This is a genomic window from Leeia aquatica (assembly GCF_012641365.1).
Taxonomy (GTDB): domain Bacteria; phylum Pseudomonadota; class Gammaproteobacteria; order Burkholderiales; family Leeiaceae; genus Leeia; species Leeia aquatica.
Genome location: NZ_JABAIM010000001.1, coordinates 481,514 through 501,136, shown reverse-complemented (window position 1 = coordinate 501,136; position 19,623 = coordinate 481,514). Strand labels below are relative to the sequence as shown.

The window sequence follows — 19,623 nt, the reverse complement described above, 5'->3', positions numbered from 1 at the left end:
CTTGTACGGCATACAGCGTTGTTGGTCCGAATTGTAGCGCAAAAGTTCAACCCGACAAGCCGGGAAAGCTGAACGAGACGTGAATTTTGCGCTTTTCCAACGGTTTACAACACTATTTTACAGTCTTTCATGCTTTATGCATACCTGAATACTTGGGCAGGGGTCTGATGCCGTGCTAGAGCAGGTGGGGCGCTCATGGTACACTCGCAGGGTTTCAGTCCTTTAAAGCTGCTATAGCCCCTCATGGATCAATTCGCCAAAGAAACCCTTCCGGTCAGCCTTGAAGAGGAAATGCGCAAGTCGTACCTCGACTATGCCATGAGCGTCATCGTGGGGCGCGCCTTGCCGGACGTACGCGATGGCCTGAAGCCGGTGCATCGCCGCATTTTGTACGCCATGCACGAGTTGTCCAACGACTGGAATCGGGCTTACAAAAAGTCTGCCCGTATCGTCGGGGACGTGATCGGTAAGTACCACCCGCATGGTGACACCGCCGTGTACGACGCCATTGTGCGCATGGCCCAGGATTTCTCCTTGCGCTACATGCTGGTGGATGGTCAGGGTAACTTCGGTTCGGTGGATGGCGATAATGCCGCCGCGATGCGGTATACCGAAATCCGCATGTCCCGCATTGCACACGAGCTGCTGCAGGATATCGAAAAAGAAACCTGCGATTTCGGCCCCAACTACGATGGCTCGCTGGATGAGCCGCTGATCCTGCCCTCGCGCATCCCCAACCTGCTGATCAATGGTGCTTCCGGTATCGCGGTGGGCATGGCGACCAATATCCCGCCGCATAACGTGGGTGAGGTGATCGACGGCTGCCTGGCGCTGCTGCAAGACCCGGAAATGTCGATTGATCAGCTGATCGAGCTGATTCCGGCGCCGGATTTCCCGACTGCGGGCATCATCTACGGTGTCTCCGGTGTATTCGAGGGCTACCGGACAGGCCGAGGCCGCGTCGTGATGCGGGCGCGCTGCCATGTGGAAGACATGGAGAAGGGCAACAAGCAGATCATCGTGGTCGATGAGCTGCCGTATCAGGTCAACAAGCGCACCTTGCTGGAAAAGATAGCCGAGCTGGTCAACGAAAAGCGGCTGGAAGGCATTTCACACATCCAGGATGAGTCCGACAAGGACGGCATGCGGGTGGTGATTGAGCTCAAGCGCGGCGAAAACGCCGACGTGGTGCTCAACAACCTGTACAAGATGACGCAGTTGCAGGACACCTTCGGCATGAACATGGTGGCGCTGGTCGATGGCCAGCCGCGCCTGCTGAACCTGAAGCAGATGCTGGAATGCTTCCTGCGTCACCGCCGCGAGGTGGTGACCCGCCGCACCGTCTTCGAGCTGCGCAAGGCGCGTGAACGCGGCCATGTGCTGGAAGGTCTGGCGGTGGCGCTGTCCAATGTGGACGAGATCATCGCCTTGATCAAGGCGGCGGCGACGCCCGCGATTGCCAAGCAGTCGCTGATGGATCGCCAGTGGCGCTCGGCGCTGGTGGAAGAAATGCTGTCACGCGCGGTGGCCGATGCCACGCGCCCGGATGATGTCGCGCCTGAGTTTGGTCTGTCGCAACAAGGTTACCGCCTGACCGAAGTACAGGCCCAGGCGATTCTGGACCTGCGCCTGCAACGCCTGACCGGGCTGGAGCAGGACAAGATCGTCAACGAATACCGCGAAGTGCTGGACCGTATTGCCGATCTGCTCGACATTCTGGCCCGTCCGGAACGAGTGACCGCCATCATCGTCGATGAGCTGACCCTGATCAAATCGCAATATGGTGATGGTCGCCGCTCGGAGATCGTGCGCAATGCGCAGGATCTGAGCACCGAAGACCTGATCGCACCGCAAGACATGGTGGTGACCCTGTCCCACACCGGCTACATCAAGGCGCAACCGCTGGAAGACTACCGGGCGCAGAAGCGCGGCGGGCGCGGCAAGCAGGCCGCCAGCACCAAGGACGATGATTTCATCGACCAGCTGTTTGTGGCCAATACCCACGATTACATCCTGTGCTTCTCGGATGCAGGTCGGGTGTACTGGCTCAAGGTCTATGAGTTGCCACAGGGTGCGCGTAATGCCCGTGGTCGCCCGATGGTGGGCCTGATGCCGCTGTCCGAAGGTGAAAAGATTTCTGCCGTGTTGCCGGTGCGTGAGTTCACCGACGACCGCTATATCTTCATGGCGACCGCGCTGGGTACGGTGAAGAAGACCCCGTTGTCCGACTTTGCCAACCCGCGCAAGGCCGGCATCATCGCCGTGACGCTGGATGAAGGTGATCACCTGATTGGCGTGGCGCTGACCGACGGCCAGCACGACGTGATGCTGTTCTCCGACGCGGGCAAGGCGGTTCGCTTTGACGAGAATGATGTCCGTGCCATGGGGCGCGGCGCACGCGGTGTACGCGGCATGGCACTGGAAGACGGCCAGAAGGTGATGGCGCTGCTGGTGGCTGAGAACGAGACACTGTCGGTACTGACCGCCACCGAAAATGGCTTCGGCAAGCGCACCTCGATCACCGAGTACACCCGACATGGCCGCGGCACCAAAGGCATGATCGCCATCCAGACCAGCGAGCGCAATGGCAAGGTGGTGGCCGCCGCGCTGGTGGAGGCGACCGATGAAATCATGCTGATTACCACCGGCGGGGTGCTGATCCGCACCCGGGTGAGCGAGATTCGTGAGATGGGTCGCGCCACACAGGGCGTGACGCTGATCAATCTGGATGAGGGCGAAATCCTGACCGGGCTGGCCAAAGTCATCGAGACGGAAGGGGAAGATGGAACGAGTCCGGTGGCTGAAGAATAAGCTGCAGCACGCTCCGTCACGGTAACCAGGAATGCCGGGTGGGCCCGGCAAGGGTTGAAGGGCATGTCGATTTTCAATTTCTCGGCAGGACCGGCCATGCTGCCGCGTGTCGTGCTGGAGCAGGCGCAAGCGGAATTGCTGGACTGGCACGGTTCAGGCATGAGCGTGATGGAAATGAGCCACCGCGGTGGCGAATTCCAGCAGATCATTGACGAAGCGATTGCCGATCTGCGCGAACTGATGGCGATTCCGGACAACTATCAGGTGTTGTTCATGCAAGGCGGTGGCCAGGGGCAGTTTTCAGCTGTGCCGCTCAACCTGATTGGCCGTACTGGCCGCGCGGATTACGTCAACACCGGCCATTGGTCGACGCTGGCGGTCAAGGAAGCCGCCCGCTATGGTGAAGCGCGGGAAGTATGCAGCAGTGCGGGTGATGCTTTCCACGGCATCCCGGACCGCAGTGGCTGGGAGCTGGACCCGCGTGCCGCCTATGTGCACTACACCCCGAATGAAACCGTCAATGGCGTCGAGTTTCAGGATATTCCGGATGTCGGCGCGGTGCCGCTGGTGGCAGACATGTCCTCCAACATCCTCTCGCGTGAGGTGGATGTATCGCGTTTTGGCCTGATCTACGCCAGTGCGCAGAAGAACATCGGCCCCAGCGGGGTCACCGTAGTGATCGTGCGCGATGACCTGCTGGACCACGCCTTGCCGATTACCCCGATCACCCTGCAGTACCGCAAGTATGCGGATGCAGGTTCGCTGTTCAACACCCCCAGCACCTACGGCATCTACCTGGCCGGGCTGGTGTTCAAGTGGCTGAAGCAGCAAGGGGGCGTAGCGGGCATCGAGCAGTTGAACAAGGCCAAGGCAGACCTGCTGTACCGCTATCTGGATGATTGCGGTGGTTTCTATTTTGCCCCGGTAGAAGCCTCGGCGCGTTCGCGCATGAATGTGGTGTTCCGTCTGCGGGATGAATCGCTGAATGCAGACTTCCTGGCGCAGAGCAAGGCGGCTGGGTTGCTGCAGCTGAAGGGGCACAAGGTGGTGGGGGGCATGCGCGCGTCCATCTACAACCCGATGCCGCTGGCCGGGGTGGAGGCCCTGGTCGCCTTCATGCGGGATTTCGCGCAACGGCGCGGTTAAGGAGGCGATATGTCCGAGGAACGCCTCAAGCAGCATCGTGATGCGATTGATAGCCTGGACCAGCAGGTCCTGAAGTTGCTCAACCAGCGTGCCGAGCATGCACGCGCCATTGGCGAGATCAAAGGCGGCGGCATCATCTACCGCCCGGAGCGCGAGGCACAGGTGCTGCGCCGGATCAAGGAGCTGAATCCGGGCCCACTGAGCGGTGAAACCGTGGCCCGGCTGTTCCGCGAGATCATGTCGGCCTGCCTGTCGCTGGAAAAGCCGCTGACCATCGCCCATCTGGGGCCGGCGGGCACTTTCAGCGAGTCCGCCAGCTTCAAGCATTTTGGTCATGCGGCGCGTTTGCTGCCGTGCGCCTCCATTGACGAGGTCTTCCGGGTGTGTGAGTCCTCCGAGGCAGACTATGCGGTGGTGCCGGTGGAGAACTCGACCGAAGGCGCGGTGGGCCGTTCGCTCGATCTGCTGACACAAACCCCGCTGCAGATCTGTGGTGAAGTGATCCTGCGCATCCATCAGCATTTGCTGCGTTCGGTACCGTCGCTGGACCACATCGAAAAGGTGTATTCGCATGCGCAGTCGCTGGCGCAGTGCCACGAATGGTTGAACAAGCATCTGCCGGATGTGGAGCGGGTATCGGTGGCCAGCAATGCCGAAGCGGCGCGTCTGGCTGCGGAAGACAGTCGCTTTGCTGCGATTGCCGGTGAGGCAGCGGCAGAGCGTTTCAATCTCGGCTTCCTCGCCCGCAATATCGAGGACGAGCCCAACAACACCACCCGTTTCCTGGTACTGGGTACGCACGATGCCACCCTGTCTGGGCATGACAAGACCTCACTGGTGATGTCGGCCCGCAACCAGCCGGGGGCCGTGCACCAGCTGCTGGCGCCGCTGGCCGAGCGTGGCGTGTCGATGACCAAGTTTGAGTCGCGGCCTTCACGTACCGGTTTGTGGGAGTATGTTTTCTTTGTGGATGTAGAAGGCCACCACAGCCAGACCCAGGTGCAGGATGCCATTGAGGCGCTGCGTGAGCGTGCGGCGTTTGTGAAGATATTAGGTTCTTACCCTGTGGCCGTGCTCTAAACGAAATGTCAAAACCGACACGGCAAAGACCGTGCGGCTGCAACACCAAAACAGAAACAGGCTGGATGTTCGCCATCACGTACTGGATGAAACACAATCATGTCGTTCACTGAACTCGCCCCTGCATATATTCGTTCGATTGCCCCTTATGTACCGGGCAAGCCGATTTCCGAGCTGGCCCGTGAAATGGGGCTGGATGAGGCCAGCATCGTCAAGCTGGCTTCCAATGAAAACCCGCTGGGCATGGGCCCGAAAGCGAAGGCGGCCATGCTGGCAGCGGCGGAGGACATCGCCCGCTATCCGGATGGCAATGCGTTTGCGCTGAAGGACAAGATCGCCAGCAAGTTTGGCGTGAGTACGCAGCATGTGGTGCTGGGCAATGGTTCCAACGATACGCTCGAGCTGATTGCCCGTACCTTTTTGACCGCGGCGGATTCTGCCGTGTTTGCCCAGTACGCGTTTGCGGTGTACCCGCTGGCGGTGCAGTCGGTCGGCGCGCAAGCCATTGCGGTTCCGGCCAAGGATTACGGGCATGACTTGCCGGCCATGCTGGCGGCCATCCGCCCGGATACCAAACTGGTGTTTATCGCCAACCCGAACAACCCGACCGGCACCTTGCTGCGGCCGGGTGAGCTGCTGGAGTTCATGGAGCAGGTGCCCGCCCGTGTGCTGGTGGTGCTGGATGAAGCCTATACCGAGTACCTGGACCCCGCGCAGCGCGCCGACAGCATTGGCTGGCTGCAGCGCTTCCCCAACCTGATTGTCAGCCGTACCTTGTCCAAAGCCTACGGCCTCGCCGGGCTGCGGGTGGGTTTCCTGCTGGCGCAGCCGGAGGTAGCCGACCTGATCAACCGGGTACGCCAACCGTTCAACGTCAACAGCCTGGCCCAGGCTGCTGCGGTGGCTGCGCTGGATGACGAAGACTTCCTGGCCCGCTCGGTTGAAGTCAACCGTCAGGGCATGAAGCAGCTGACCGATGCCTTTGTGCGTCTGGGGGTCAGCTTTATCCCGGCCAGCGGCAATTTTGTGACCTTCCACTGTGGTGATGCGGCCGCCTTGAACCGCTTCATGCTGCAACGCGGTGTCATCGTGCGCCCGCTGGGCAACTATGGCCTGCACGACTGCCTGCGGGTGTCGATCGGCCTGCCGGAAGAGAATGCCCGCTTCATCGCCGTGCTGGAAGAAGCACTGGCCAGCTAAGCGCGCAGCATCGCCGCGCCATGACCTGGTACCTGACCTTGCGTGGCGCGGATGATTATAGCCGCATGGCCGACACCGGCGCCGTCCTGTCCTGGCTGTTGGCCTGTCCGCAACTGCAGCAAAGCGGGCCGCAGTCGTTTATGGCCGCTGAAGGGTTGCCGTGGCTGGAGGTGGTGCTGGCGCAGGCGGATGCGCAGGGTAACTACCACACCGGTGCAGCCCTGCCGGACAGAATCAATGTGATCGAGTTTATCTGTAGCAGCCATGCGCCCGCTGTGGATGCGGAGGCACTGGCTTGCCAATTGGCACGCCACCTCGGCTGGGGCGTCCATGAGGACAGCGAGGGGCGCAGGCTCTGCGCCCCTGGCGATGGTGTCGAGGTTTAACCGGCCAGGTGTTCAAACAGCGCGGTGGACAGGTAGCGTTCGCCGAACGACGGGATCACCACCACGATCAGCTTGCCCTTGTTCTCCGGCTGGTTGGCCAGCTCGGTGGCGGCCCATACTGCCGCACCGCTGGAGATGCCCACCAGCAGGCCTTCTTCTGCCGCCATGCGGCGTGCGGTGCTGAAGGCATCGTCATTCTTGACGCGCACGATGCCGTCGTAAACCCCGGTATTCAGTACAGCTGGTACAAAACCGGCACCAATGCCCTGGATCGGGTGCGGGCCTTTCTGGCCGCCGGACAGCACGGGGGAAGCGTCCGGCTCCACGGCAAACACCTGCAGGCCGGGCTTGCGCTCCTTCAGGACTTCACCCACCCCGGTGATGGTGCCGCCGGTGCCAACACCGGAAACGATGATGTCCACCTGCCCATCGGTATCGCGCCAGATTTCTTCTGCCGTGGTGCGGCGATGAATCTCCGGGTTGGCCGGGTTGGCAAATTGCTGCAGGATCAGATAACGATGGTCGCTGGCTGCCAGCTCCTCGGCCTTCTTGATGGCGCCGCCCATGCCTTCAGCCGCCGGAGTCAGGATCAGCTCGGCACCGTAGGCACGTAGCAGCATGCGGCGCTCCTTGCTCATGCTCTCCGGCATGGTCAGCACGCACTTGTACCCCCGCGCTGCACACACCATGGCAATGGCAATGCCGGTATTGCCAGAGGTGGGCTCGACGATGACGGTATCTGGTTTGATCAGGCCTGCCGCTTCTGCAGCGTCAATCATCGCCGCCCCGATGCGGTCTTTCACGCTGTGCGCCGGGTTGAAAAATTCCAGCTTGGCGGCGATGGTGGCGTTCTGGGCCGCGTTGACCCGGTTGAGCTTGACCAGCGGGGTGTTGCCGATCAGTTCCGTCACGTTTTGAGCGATACGCATGGGGGAGGTCCTCGTCATGTTGCCGCAGCAAGGCGGTATTTGGTCTGGTCACAGCATAGTGGAATCGCCCGCCATATGGAAATAGCGAATGCATCTAACCTTATGAGTGTGGCGGGGACGAGGGCTGGGTGGCCTGTGTTACACTCAAACTCTTTTCCGAATTAGCCAGGGTCGGTGTCGCATCATGTCGGGTAATACGTTTGGCCATCTGTTCTGTGTCACCTCATTTGGCGAAAGCCACGGTCCCGGTATTGGCTGCATTGTGGACGGCTGCCCGCCCGGACTGGCGCTGACCGAAGCGGATATCCAGGCCGAGCTGGACCGTCGCAAGCCGGGCACCTCCCGCCATGTGACTCAGCGCAAGGAGCCGGATACGGTGGAGATTCTCTCCGGCGTGTTCGAGGGGCGTACCACCGGTACGCCGATTGCGCTGCTGATTCGGAACCAGGATCAGCGCAGTCAGGATTACAGCAAGATCGCCAACACCTTCCGGCCCGGCCATGCGGATTACAGCTGGTGGCACAAGTATGGGGTGCGGGATTACCGGGGTGGTGGCCGCTCCAGCGCACGCGAAACGGCAGTGCGTGTGGCGGCTGGGGCAATTGCCCGCAAGTGGCTGACAGAGCGCTTTGGTATCCGCATCCGCGGTTATATGAGTCAGCTCGGCACGGTGAGCATTCCTTTTGAGTCTTGGGACGAAGTGGCCAACAACCCCTTCTTTGCCCCCAATGCCAGTGTGGTGCCGCAGCTGGAAGCCTATATGGACGAAATTCGTGCCGCCCGCGATTCCATCGGTGCGCGCATCGAAGTAGTGGCCGAGCAGGTGCCGGTGGGCTGGGGCGAGCCGGTGTATGACCGGCTGGATGCCGATATTGCTCACGCCATGATGGGCATCAACGCGGTGAAGGGCGTCGAGATCGGTGCGGGCTTTGCCTCGGTGGCACAGCGTGGCTCCGAACACTGCGACGAGTTGACGCCGCAAGGTTTCGCCAGCAACCACGCTGGCGGTGTGCTGGGTGGGGTTTCCACCGGGCAGGATATCCGGGTCAGCATCGCCATCAAGCCTACTTCCAGCATCCCGCAGGAGCGCCGGTCGATTGACCTGCACGGTCAGGCCGTCATGATGCAGACCACCGGACGGCATGATCCCTGCGTAGGCATCCGTGCCACGCCGATTGCTGAAGCCATGCTGGCACTGGTGCTGATGGACCATGCCTTGCGCCACCGCGCGCAGAATGCGGACGTATCGGTGCCCACCCCGCGCATTCCGGGGCGCATCGGCTAAGCCTGCCTGAAGCAGGCACTACCACAGGGCATCTTCGGATGCCCTGTGCATTTGTAGCCGTGCATCAGGGATTTCCCCCACTGCAAGCGGGCTATCACCCGGTTTAGGCTTGTCAGCACTCCGTATTCCGTGACGGAGACAGACAAGACCAAGAGAGGGGATACCGTGCCATACCTTGCAACTGTGGTGATCTGGGCGCTGGCCGCCTGGTTGAAACCACCAGGCTTGCCCTGGTGGGTGTTTGCTGTGCTGGCGGTTCTGCTGGGGCTGGTGGTGATGGCGCCGCTGCGGTTTTCGCGCTGTGTGGATGGCATCAATCGCTGGATCGGGCAGAGTGCCGCCTGGCTGGTGCTGGCCGTCACCCTGTTGACCACCCTGCATGCGCTGGTGCGCAAATTCTTCAACAAGTCCGAATTGTTTCACCAGCTCTCCCTCTCGGTATCCGAGTCGTCGTGGTATCTGTTTGCGGCCATCTTCATGCTGGGTGGCGCCTATACCTTGCTGGAGAACGAGCATGTGCGCATCGACATCCTGTTCGGCAACCTGTCTCGCCGCATGCAGCATGTGATCAACCTGTTGGGCGGGGTGTTGTTCCTGCTGCCGATGACCTTGTTGCTGGTGTACTTTTCCTGGCCGGATTTCGTGCGTTACTGGGTTTCTGGTGAGAACGGCGGCGATGCCGGCAGCCTGGTGCGCTGGCCGGTGAAGGGCCTGATCCCCTTGGGTTTTGTGCTGCTGAGCCTGCAGGGAGTGTCCGAAATCATCAAATCGCTGGCGCGACTGAGCGGAAAACTGCCGGATGACGCCCCCAGGCATGAAGCCGATCCGTCAACAGGAGCGTCCGCATGAGTACAGAACTGTTGGCGCCGATCATGTTCGGCTCGCTGATCATCATGCTGTTGATCGGCTATCCGGTGGCTTTCTCACTCGCAGCGGTCGGTCTGGTATTCAGTGCCATCGCGATGAACCTGGGTCTGATCGAATTCCAGTTCCTCCAGGCACTGCCGGTGCAGGTGTTCGACATCATGAAGAACGAGGTGATGCTGGCCATCCCGTTCTTTACCTTCATGGGCTTGATCCTGGAGAAAAGCGGCATGGCTGAGGCCATGCTGGACACCATTGGCCAGTTGTTTGGCGGGATACGCGGCGGCTTGGCCTATGCGGTGATTTTCGTGGGGGCTTTGCTGGCAGCAACCACCGGCGTGGTGGCGGCCTCGGTGATCTCCATGGGGTTGATCGCCTTGCCCATCATGCTGCGCTATGGCTACGACAAGCGGCTGGCCTCCGGGGTGATTGCCGCGTCCGGTACGCTGGCGCAGATCATCCCGCCCTCGCTGGTGCTGATTGTGCTGGCGGACCAGATGCAGGTGGACATTGCCGCCATGTACAAGGGCGCGCTGATTCCGGGGCTGGTATTGACAGGCCTGTATGCGCTCTATGTGTTGATTGTCAGTATCGTGAAGCCTGCGATGGTGCCGGCTTTGCCGCCGGAGGCGCGTACCCTGCGCGAGCCGAATGGCAGCACCGGCTTGCCCTCCCTGCTGCTGCTGGTAGGTATGGGGGCGGGCATTTCGGTTGCCTTCAACAGCATGTACTACGGCGCGGTGCCGACCGAAGCACTGGATACCCGCATTGTTGCCAGCGGGCTGGTAGGCATGATGGGCAGCTTTGTGCTGGTCTACCTCAACAAAGGGCTGCGCCTGCGGCTGTTCGGTCAGGTGGCCGAACGGGTGTCTACGGTGCTGATGCCGCCGCTCCTGCTGATTTTCCTGGTGCTGGGTCTGATCTTTATGGGGGTGGCGACCCCGACCGATGGCGGCGCGATGGGGGCCACCGGGGCCATGCTGCTGGCGCTGATGAAACGCAAGCTCACCGTCGACATGGTGCGCCAGGCGGTACGCAGCACCCTCAAGCTGACCACCTTTGTTGTGTTCATCCTGATCGGGGCGCGGGTGTTCCGCATTGCCTTCCTCGCCGTGGATGGCAATCTGTGGGTAGAGCATCTGCTGCTGAGCCTGCCGGGCGGCGCGACGGGCTTCCTGATCACGGTGATGGTGCTGGTATTCGTGATCGCCTTCTTCCTCGACTTCTTCGAGATCTCCTTCATTTTGGTGCCCTTGCTGATGCCGGTGGCGCACAAACTGGGGGTGGACCCGATCTGGTTCGGGGTGCTGCTGGCGGTGAACATGCAGACCTCCTTCATGCATCCACCCTTTGGGTTTGCCTTGTTCTACCTGCGCAGCGTGGCGCCCAAGGAGGTCAAGACCAGTGACATTTACTGGGGGGCCGTGCCGTTTGTCGGCATTCAGATATTGATGATTGCACTGGTGCTGGCTTTCCCTGGCATGGCCATCGGTAACAAGGAGAAAGGGCCGGAGACCTTGTCGACCGAGAAAGCAGGGGATGTGCTGATGAACCTGCAGCAGCCGGAAGCACCCGCCGCGCAAGGCAATACGCCCGCCAGTGAGGCGCCGCAGGATGATGGCGCGGCTGCGCTGGAAGCGTTGGCCAGGGAGGGCGCGGCCAGCCAGTAATGATTTGCAGCCTGAAATGACAAACCGCGCCTGATGGCGCGGTTTGTCATTCCGCAGCACCTGCGGGCTTGCTACACTGAAGCGATGAGTCTTCTGATGGCGGTTTGATGGCGGAATTTCCTTTTCTGCGTTTGCTGGAGCTGGCACGAGAGCAGCGTGAGGAGGCTGCTCGCGGTTTGCAGGCCTCCCAGGCACGTGTGCAGGCGGCTGAGCAGCAGTTGGCCATGTTGCAGCAGTATCGGCAGGACTATCAGCAGCGGTTGGGCGGGCAGCAGCAGCAGGGCATGGCCGTCACGCAGTGGCGTGATTACCTGCTGTTTCTGGGCAAGCTGGATACCGCGATTGCCCAGCAGCAGCAGGAATGCGAGCGCTGTGAGCAGTTGCGGGATGCGGCGCGGGAGCAATGGCTTGAGCGTGAGCAGAAGGTTCAGGCTTTTGAGGCACTGCAGCAGCGTCATGACCAGACCGAACTGCGTAAAGAGGCGCGGCGCGAACAAAAGCAGACGGATGAATTCGCCAGCCGCAAGGGGAGTGTGTCGCGGCATTGAGGTGGCATGGTTCCTGCATGGGTCGGCTCAGTCCGAGATAATGCCGGGAGACCGACCATGATTGTAGTAACGGCCACGCAAAGCCCAGCTTCAACCCCCTCCGCCGCGCCAGATGCAGCCCCGGCGGAGCAGGGTGGCGATTTTCTGGCCATGCTGCAAAACCACCTGCCTACAGCGGTCCCGCAACTGAGCGCAGACAGCAAGCCGCTGCCGGAGAAAGACGAGCAAGCCGAAGGCACGCTGCCGCTGGAGCAGCTACTGCAGCAGTGGGGGCTGGCCTTGGCGCAGCCCGTGATGCCGGGGAACGCCACCGTGAAGCAAGCGCCCCGTGCGACGGCGGAAGAGGGGGCGGGCGGCAAGGCGGGCAAGCTGGATGGCTTATCGGCAAACCTTGCCGCAGACCCGGCAAAAACGGCCAGCCTGGCAGCAGAGGAAGGGGTTTCTCCGCTGGAAGGAGGCAAAAAGCGCAAGGGCGGCGAGTTTGCCGAGGTGATGGATAGCCTGCGCCAGCCCGCTGAAAAACCGGAGCTCCCGCATAAAGCAGTCAGCACCCCTGCCGTGTCCCAACCGCAAAATCCCGAGCCAGCTCGCCCTGCCACCCTGCACATTCCGGTGCCGGTGGGGGATGAGCGCTGGCGTGAAGCCTTGTCACAGCGAGCCGTTTTCATGGCGAGCCAGAACATGCAGTCCGCCGAGCTGCAATTGAACCCGCCCCATCTGGGTCCGCTGGAAGTGCGGTTGACCATTCAGAACCAGGAAGCCACGCTGAACTTTGTCTCGCCACACGCGGCGGTGCGTGAGGCCATTCAGTCCGCCAGCCCGCGACTGATTGAAATGTTTGCAGGTAGCGGCTTGTCTCTGGGCAATGTCAATGTCGGTGCAGATAGCCAGCAGCAAGCCGCCTGGGCGCAAAGCATGACGCAGCAAGGTCAGTCACAGGAGCGAGGCGAGCGTCGTGGCTGGCAGCAAGGCGAGGCAATGGCGGGGGTGTCTGGCGTCAGTGGCCATGCTGGCTCAGGTTCGCAAGTGTGGGTACGGCATGGCAAGCTGGGCGGGGTGGATACCTTCGCCTGAAGCAATTTTTGATGGCAGTAAAAAATATTGCCATCGCGTACTTTTCCTCTATTGCGTGTCTGCCCCCGTATGTAATAATCAAAGGCTGTTTCCCACCTCCCAGTGACAGACAATGGCCGCGCAAACCTTATACGACAAGCTTTGGCAGAACCACGTAGTACGTGAAGAGGCGGATGGTACAGCGCTGCTGTATATCGACCGCCATCTGGTCCATGAAGTCACCAGCCCGCAGGCGTTCGAAGGCCTGAAGCTGGCGGGGCGCAAAGTATGGCGCACCAGCTCCATTGTGGCAACCGCGGATCACAATACCCCAACCAAGGACTGGGACAAGGGCATTGAAGACCCCACCTCCCGTCAGCAGGTTGAAACCCTGGATGCCAACATCCGTGAAGTGGGTTCGCTGGCTTATTTCCCGTTCCGTGATCACGGGCAAGGCATTGTGCACGTGGTGGGGCCGGAGCAAGGGGTGACCCTGCCGGGCATGACGGTGGTGTGTGGCGACAGCCATACCTCCACCCACGGTGCTTTTGGTTGCCTGGCGCATGGCATTGGCACTTCGGAAGTGGAGCATGTGCTGGCGACGCAGACGCTGGTCGCCAAGAAGTCCAAAAACATGCTGGTCAAGGTGGATGGGGCGCTGCCTTTTGGCGTGACCGCCAAGGATGTGGCCCTGGCCGTGATCGGCAAGATCGGAACGGCGGGTGGCACCGGCTACGCCATCGAATTTGGCGGCAGCACGGTACGCAGCCTCTCCATGGAAGGCCGCATGACCCTGTGCAATATGGCCATCGAGGCCGGTGCACGTGCGGGCATGGTGGCGGTGGATCAGATCACCATCGACTATGTCAAAGGACGTCCGTTTGCACCGAAGGCCGAGCAGTGGGATACGGCAGTGAACTTCTGGCGCACGCTGGTATCGGATGAAGGTGCGGCATTTGACGCGGTGGTTGAGCTCGACGCCAGCCAGCTGCGCCCGCAAGTGACCTGGGGCACTTCCCCGGAAATGGTGGTGACGGTGGATGACCGTGTGCCGGACCCGGCGGCAGAAGCCAGTGCCGTCCGCAAGGAAGGCATGACCCGTGCGCTGGCCTATATGGGTCTGCAGGCCGGTACACCGATGACCGAGATTCCGGTCGATATCGTGTTCATTGGCTCCTGTACCAACTCCCGTATTGAAGACCTGCGCGAGGCCGCGGCGGTGGCCAAGGGTTATCAAAAGGCGGCGAACGTCAAGGCTGTGCTGGTGGTGCCGGGTAGTGGCCTGGTCAAGGCCCAGGCTGAGGCCGAAGGGCTGGACAAGGTGTTCGTGGCGGCAGGCTTCGAGTGGCGTGAGCCCGGCTGCTCCATGTGTCTGGCCATGAACGCGGACCGGCTGCAACCGGGTGAGCGCTGCGCCTCCACCAGCAATCGTAATTTTGAGGGACGCCAGGGGCAGGGTGGCCGCACCCATCTGGTCAGCCCGGCCATGGCCGCTGCGGCAGCCATTGAGGGCCGGTTTGTGGACGTGCGCAACTGGAAACGCCAGTAAGCACTGTTAAACAAGGAGTCAATCACATGCGCAAGATCATGATGCTGGGTCTGTTGTCTGTCCTGCTGGGGCTGGCTGGTTGCAATACCGTCAAGGGCGTGGGCAAGGATATCGAGAAGGGTGGCGAGGCCATCCAGAAAGCAGCGAGCTGAGCATGAAGGCTTTTCAGACCCTTGATGGTTTGGTGTGTCCGCTGGACCGGGCCAATGTCGATACCGACGCCATCATTCCCAAGCAGTTTCTCAAGTCCATCAAGCGGGCCGGCTTTGGCCCCAACCTGTTTGATGAGTGGCGCTACCTGGACCATGGTGAGCCGGGTATGGACAACAGCACGCGCCCGCTCAATACGGAATTCGTGCTGAACCAGCCGCGCTATCAAGGCGCACAGATTCTGCTGTGCCGTGAGAACTTCGGCTGTGGCTCCAGCCGTGAGCATGCACCGTGGGCGCTGGAAGACTATGGCTTCCGCGCCGTGCTGGCACCGAGCTTTGCAGATATTTTCTTTAACAACTGCTTCAAGATCGGCCTGCTGCCGATCGTGCTGCCGGCAGAAGTGATGGACCGCCTGTTTGCCCAGTGCGAGGCGGGTGCTGGCTATCGCCTGACCATTGATCTGGCAGCGCAGGTGGTGGTAGCGCCGGATGGGCAGCGCTATGGTTTTGAGATTACAGCGCATCGCAAGCATTGCTTGCTCAATGGGCTGGATGAAATTGGGCTGACGCTGGAGCACGCGGACGAGATCCGTGCCTATGAGGCGACGCGCCGCCAGCAGCAGCCATGGTTGTTTGCCTGAGTGATCTGGATCGCCCCGCTTCGGGGCGATTTGTTTTTCTGAGTTGAGAGTTTGAGACATGAAGATTGCCATTCTGCCGGGTGACGGCATCGGTCCGGAAATTGTGGCGCAAGCCGTGCGGGTGCTGGATGCCCTGCGCAGCGATGGCTTGCCGATCGAGTATGAATACGGCGTGCTGGGTGGTGGGGCGGTGGATGCCACCGGCAGCCCCTATCCGGAAGCAACGCAAAAGCTGGCACAAGCGGCCGATGCCATCCTGCTGGGTGCCGTCGGTGGCCCGCAGTGGGATAACCTGCCGCGTGAGCAACGCCCGGAACGTGGTCTGCTCGGCATCCGCAAGCAGCTGGGTGTATTTGCCAACCTGCGCCCGGCCGTGCTCTACCCGGAACTGGCCAATGCCTCTACCCTGAAGCCGGAAGTGGTGTCCGGGCTGGACATCATGATCATCCGGGAGCTGGTGGGTGATATTTACTTTGGCGAGCCGCGTGGCATTGAAACCCGCAATGGCGAGCGCGTGGGTTACAACACCATGGTGTACAGCGAGTCGGAGATTCGCCGCATTGCCAAGGTGGCCTTCGAGACGGCCATGCGCCGCAACCGCAAGCTGTGCTCGGTGGACAAGATGAACGTGCTGGAAGCCACCCAGCTGTGGCGCGACGTGGTGACCGAAGTGGGCAAGGACTACCCGCAAGTGGAGCTGAGCCACATGCTGGTAGATAACGCCGCCATGCAGCTGGTGCGCAACCCGAAGCAGTTTGACGTGATGGTGACCGGCAACATGTTTGGCGACATCCTCTCGGATGAGGCCTCGATGCTGACCGGCTCCATCGGTATGCTGCCATCAGCCTCGCTGGACGCCAACAACAAGGGCTTGTACGAGCCTTGTCATGGGTCGGCACCGGACATCGCCGGGAAGAATCTGGCCAATCCGCTGGCAACCATATTGTCAGTAGCCATGATGTTGCGGTACAGTTTTGCCAAGGAAGACGCTGCGCAACGTATTGAAGCAGCAGTTAAATCCGTGCTGGCCCAGGGTCTGCGTACTGCAGACATCTTTGAGGCCGGTACCGAGAAGATCTCCACCACGCAGATGGGCGATGCCGTACTGGCAGCCCTGTAAGCGTATCTGTCGCTGAGCGGAACAGGAAGAACATGAGCAGTGTGCGTTTGATCAACAGCAAGCAACAGCCGGGCAAGCTGACCCCGGCTGGCCGCATTGCGTCCATCAAACGCACCACCACCATCATCACCAAAACCGTGATGAAGGGCTAGTTCACACCTCCTCCGCTTTCGTCCCGCAAGCGGTGGGACGAGGGGAAAAGCGGGGCGCTACCAGCTTGAGGAAAATGGAAATGCGTGTAGGGTTTGTTGGCTGGCGCGGCATGGTGGGTTCCGTGCTGATGCAGCGTATGCGTGAAGAACGCGATTTCGACCTGATCGAGCCGGTGTTCTTCACCACCTCCAATGTGGGCGGTGCGGCCCCGAATGTGGGCAAGGACAGTCCGGCATTGCAGGATGCCCGCTCGATTGACGCCCTGAAAGCGCTGGATGTCATCATTTCCTGCCAGGGTGGCGACTATACCAGTGAAGTTTTTCCGCAGCTGCGTGCGGCGGGCTGGCAAGGCTACTGGATTGATGCCGCCTCCACGCTGCGTCAGGACAAAGACAGCATCATCATTCTTGATCCGGTCAACCTGGATGTGATCCGCGACGGCCTCAAGCGTGGCGTCAAGAACTATATTGGCGGCAATTGCACCGTCAGCCTGATGCTGATGGCGCTGGGCGGTCTCTACCAGAACAATCTGGTCGAGTGGATGAGTGCCATGACCTATCAGGCGGCGTCAGGTGCTGGTGCGCAGAACATGCGCGAGCTGATTCGCCAGATGGGCAGCATCCATGCCGGGGTGTCTGATCTGCTGGCCGACCCGGCTTCCGCCATTCTGGATATCGACGCCAAGGTGGCGGCGACCATGCGCAGCAGCGACTTCCCGACCGACCAGTTCGGCGTGCCGCTGGCAGGCAGCCTGATTCCGTGGATCGACAAGCAACTGGAAAGCGGTCAGAGCAAGGAGGAGTGGAAGGGGCAGGCGGAAACCAACAAGATCCTGGGCCGCGAAGCCAACCCGATTCCGGTGGACGGCATCTGCGTGCGTATTGGTGCGATGCGTTGCCACAGCCAGGCACTGACCATCAAACTCAAGCGCGATGTGCCACTGGATGAGTTGGTGGACATGATCGGCCAGGCCAATGACTGGGTGAAGGTGGTGCCGAATGAGCGTGAAATCAGCGCACGTGAACTGACCCCGACGGCGGTGACGGGTACCTTGTCGGTGCCGGTGGGCCGCCTGCGCAAGCTCAATATGGGGCCGGATTACCTGGGTGCCTTCACGGTGGGTGACCAGCTGCTGTGGGGTGCGGCGGAGCCGTTGCGCCGCATGCTGCGTATCTTGCTGGAGCGCTGACTCGTTTGTAAATCAGCCGGTAGCGTAGGAGTGAGACAGGGTTCATGATATCATCATGAACCCTGTTTATTTTATGAACTGAGCAAGGCATGCCGATGCGTAAACACCGGGCTGGGCTGATGATGCTGTTCGTGGTGCCGATGTTGCACGCCGCACCCTTGTCGCCGGTATTGCGCGCCTTGTCGGTACCTGCCGATACCACCCAGACGAATGTGGCGTGGCAGGATGCAGAAAAATTGCCGCAGACCGTCTGGAAGTGGTCGCGCCAGCAAATCAGCGATCATGGCTACACCCTGCAAGGCAAAATCATGCTGCCCTTGGCCAAGGGGAGTGTGCCGGCCTGGATTGAGCTGAAAGGCGCCCGACTGTATGTGGCGGTGGCTGAACTTCAGCTGGATGCCCGGCGTGCGCAGGGCATGGCCATGCTGCAAGGTGAGCCTGTACAGGCCTTGCGCACGTCGTGTGATGAAGACAGTGCAACGTATCAGTTCCGCTTCTTCAAGGTGGCCGACAAAGGGCGCAAGCCCATGTACGTCAGCTTTGAGTACAGTCAAGGCGCGGCGGGTGAGGGCAGCGAAGTATGGCGGCTGGGGCCGGATGCAGAGAGTGTGCTGGGTGAACGCTGCAAGGTGCAGGGCTGACGCGGCAAGCGGGTAGCCATGGGGGATTCCCCGATGCAGGGCGCGGCGCGCCCTTTTGTTTTGGTAGCAGGAACGGATGGAAAGAAACATGAGTAAACCTTGTCGGCTGGCTTTGGTGGGTGCTACCGGGGCCATGGGGGAAATGGTACTGGAGCAACTGGACAGCCAGGCGGTGCCGGTGACTACCTTGTACCCGCTGGCCAGCACGGATTCGTCTGGTGACACCATCGAATGGCAGGGCAAATCCCTGCGGGTGTCGGCTGTGGATGATTTTGACTTCTCTCAAGCGGATATTGTGGTCTTCGCAGCCAGTGAGCGTGTGGTACAGCGGCATGCAGCGCGAGCACAAGCCAGCGGCTGCATGGTGTTGGATCTCTCGGGTGGCTTGCCGGGTGCCAGCCTGATGGTGCTGGAGGGGGATATTACTTCGTCCAGCATGGTGGTGGCTGAGCCTTTGGCGCACATGCTGGCGCGGGTGTTGCCCAGCTTCGAAGAAGAGTGGGGCGTGGCGGCGGTTCACGTCACCGCCCTGTATCCGGCTGCGTCACGCGGGCGGGATGCTGTAGAGGAACTGGCCCAGCAAACGGTGGCGCTCTTCAATAATCAGGATGTGGAACTGGCAAGTTTTCCGGTGCGCAGTGCATTTAATGCTATACCGCAAGTGGGTGCCTTCATTGATGCACAGCATACCCGCACGGAGCAGCGGGTTGCGGAACAGTTACCCGGCTTGTTGCAGCGGGATGATCTGCTGGTCAGTGTGACGGCGGTGCAGGCCCCGGTGTTTTATGGGTTGGCAGCTTCCGTAACGCTGGAGCTGGATCATGAAGCCTCAGAAGAAGCAGTCAGAACCCGGCTGGATACGGCCCAGACGGTCTTGCTGCGGGATGAGGCCAAGGCGGGGGGCTATATGACGCCCATTGATGTGATTGGCAAGGCCGATGTTTTTGTGAGTCGGCTGCGGCAAATCAGCCCTCGGCGTGTGGGGTTTTGGCTGTGTGCGGACCCGATGTGCCTGAATGCAACAGCAGTGGTGCAATGCGTAGCGAATTGGGTACAGGCATGACATGCTGTTGTAATTTTGTCACGCCGCATTGTTCGTAAATTCTTCATTTAAATGAGCTTTTTACGTAGGCAACTTTATGCTTGTATTTAGCTTGCAACGCTAACTGCATGATGTTATTTTAAAATATGACATTCAATAATATG

The 19,623-nt window shown here is 60.7% G+C and carries 18 protein-coding genes; 17 read left to right on the top strand and 1 reads right to left on the bottom strand.

All coding sequences use genetic code 11. The features are described from left to right. The first annotated feature begins 243 nt into the window (after positions 1-243). The 5 genes from gyrA to HF682_RS02280 all read left to right on the top strand — a co-directional run bounded on the left by gyrA (position 244) and on the right by HF682_RS02280 (position 6,623). On the top strand, positions 244-2,811 hold the full coding sequence (gyrA, locus tag HF682_RS02300) for a DNA gyrase subunit A (RefSeq protein WP_168875638.1): 2,568 nt from the start codon (positions 244-246) through the stop codon (positions 2,809-2,811). A 63-nt stretch (positions 2,812-2,874) separates the two neighbouring features. Further along, positions 2,875-3,957 carry a 3-phosphoserine/phosphohydroxythreonine transaminase gene (serC, locus tag HF682_RS02295; RefSeq protein WP_168875637.1) on the top strand — a complete coding sequence of 361 codons (1,083 nt, stop codon included), beginning with the start codon at positions 2,875-2,877 and terminating at the stop codon, positions 3,955-3,957. Positions 3,958-3,966: 9 nt separating this feature from the next. Then, positions 3,967-5,037 carry a prephenate dehydratase gene (gene pheA, locus HF682_RS02290; RefSeq protein ID WP_168875636.1) on the top strand — a complete coding sequence of 357 codons (1,071 nt, stop codon included), beginning with the start codon at positions 3,967-3,969 and terminating at the stop codon, positions 5,035-5,037. A 99-nt stretch (positions 5,038-5,136) separates the two neighbouring features. Next, the gene (hisC, locus tag HF682_RS02285; RefSeq protein WP_168875635.1) at positions 5,137-6,237 is read left to right on the top strand and encodes a histidinol-phosphate transaminase; all 1,101 of its coding nucleotides are present in this window, start codon (positions 5,137-5,139) and stop codon (positions 6,235-6,237) included. A 20-nt stretch (positions 6,238-6,257) separates the two neighbouring features. Then, a complete protein-coding gene (locus HF682_RS02280) occupies positions 6,258-6,623 on the top strand; it encodes a hypothetical protein (RefSeq protein ID WP_168875634.1) in 366 nt (121 codons plus the stop codon). Here HF682_RS02280 and cysK read toward each other — a convergent pair. Beyond that, on the bottom strand, positions 6,620-7,552 hold the full coding sequence (cysK, locus tag HF682_RS02275; protein ID WP_168875633.1) for a cysteine synthase A: 933 nt from the start codon (positions 7,550-7,552) through the stop codon (positions 6,620-6,622). The two genes, HF682_RS02280 and cysK, sit on opposite strands and share 4 nt — an antisense overlap. Positions 7,553-7,736: 184 nt before the next feature. Here cysK and aroC point away from each other — a divergent pair, with 184 nt between their 5' ends. The 12 genes from aroC to HF682_RS02215 all read left to right on the top strand — a co-directional run bounded on the left by aroC (position 7,737) and on the right by HF682_RS02215 (position 19,480). Further along, a complete protein-coding gene (aroC, locus tag HF682_RS02270; protein ID WP_168875632.1) occupies positions 7,737-8,837 on the top strand; it encodes a chorismate synthase in 1,101 nt (366 codons plus the stop codon). A 165-nt stretch (positions 8,838-9,002) separates the two neighbouring features. After that, on the top strand, positions 9,003-9,686 hold the full coding sequence (locus tag HF682_RS02265) for a TRAP transporter small permease subunit (RefSeq protein ID WP_308418687.1): 684 nt from the start codon (positions 9,003-9,005) through the stop codon (positions 9,684-9,686). After that, entirely contained in the window at positions 9,683-11,371 is a 1,689-nt protein-coding gene (locus tag HF682_RS02260) for a TRAP transporter large permease (protein WP_168875631.1), read from the top strand. The genes HF682_RS02265 and HF682_RS02260 overlap by 4 nt, the downstream gene beginning before the upstream one ends. A gap of 107 nt (positions 11,372-11,478) precedes the next feature. Beyond that, positions 11,479-11,919, top strand: a complete 441-nt coding sequence (fliJ, locus tag HF682_RS02255) for a flagellar export protein FliJ (protein WP_168875630.1) — start codon at positions 11,479-11,481, stop codon at positions 11,917-11,919. Positions 11,920-11,976: 57 nt separating this feature from the next. Further along, positions 11,977-12,993: a flagellar hook-length control protein FliK gene (locus tag HF682_RS02250; protein ID WP_168875629.1), complete on the top strand. Its 1,017-nt coding sequence runs from the start codon at positions 11,977-11,979 to the stop codon at positions 12,991-12,993. Between the two features lie 112 nt (positions 12,994-13,105). Beyond that, positions 13,106-14,521: a 3-isopropylmalate dehydratase large subunit gene (leuC, locus tag HF682_RS02245; protein ID WP_168875628.1), complete on the top strand. Its 1,416-nt coding sequence runs from the start codon at positions 13,106-13,108 to the stop codon at positions 14,519-14,521. A gap of 26 nt (positions 14,522-14,547) precedes the next feature. Beyond that, positions 14,548-14,673: an entericidin A/B family lipoprotein gene (locus HF682_RS02240; protein WP_168875627.1), complete on the top strand. Its 126-nt coding sequence runs from the start codon at positions 14,548-14,550 to the stop codon at positions 14,671-14,673. A gap of 2 nt (positions 14,674-14,675) precedes the next feature. Next, positions 14,676-15,314, top strand: coding sequence for a 3-isopropylmalate dehydratase small subunit (gene leuD, locus HF682_RS02235; protein WP_168875626.1), 639 nt, complete (start codon positions 14,676-14,678; stop codon positions 15,312-15,314). Between the two features lie 58 nt (positions 15,315-15,372). Then, a complete protein-coding gene (gene leuB, locus HF682_RS02230; RefSeq protein ID WP_168875625.1) occupies positions 15,373-16,434 on the top strand; it encodes a 3-isopropylmalate dehydrogenase in 1,062 nt (353 codons plus the stop codon). Between the two features lie 232 nt (positions 16,435-16,666). Then, the gene (gene asd / locus HF682_RS02225; protein WP_168875624.1) at positions 16,667-17,776 is read left to right on the top strand and encodes an aspartate-semialdehyde dehydrogenase; all 1,110 of its coding nucleotides are present in this window, start codon (positions 16,667-16,669) and stop codon (positions 17,774-17,776) included. 89 nt (positions 17,777-17,865) lie between these two features. Further along, entirely contained in the window at positions 17,866-18,417 is a 552-nt protein-coding gene (locus HF682_RS02220; protein ID WP_168875623.1) for a hypothetical protein, read from the top strand. 88 nt (positions 18,418-18,505) lie between these two features. Continuing rightward, positions 18,506-19,480, top strand: a complete 975-nt coding sequence (locus HF682_RS02215) for an aspartate-semialdehyde dehydrogenase (RefSeq protein WP_168875622.1) — start codon at positions 18,506-18,508, stop codon at positions 19,478-19,480. Positions 19,481-19,623: the final 143 nt, after the last annotated feature.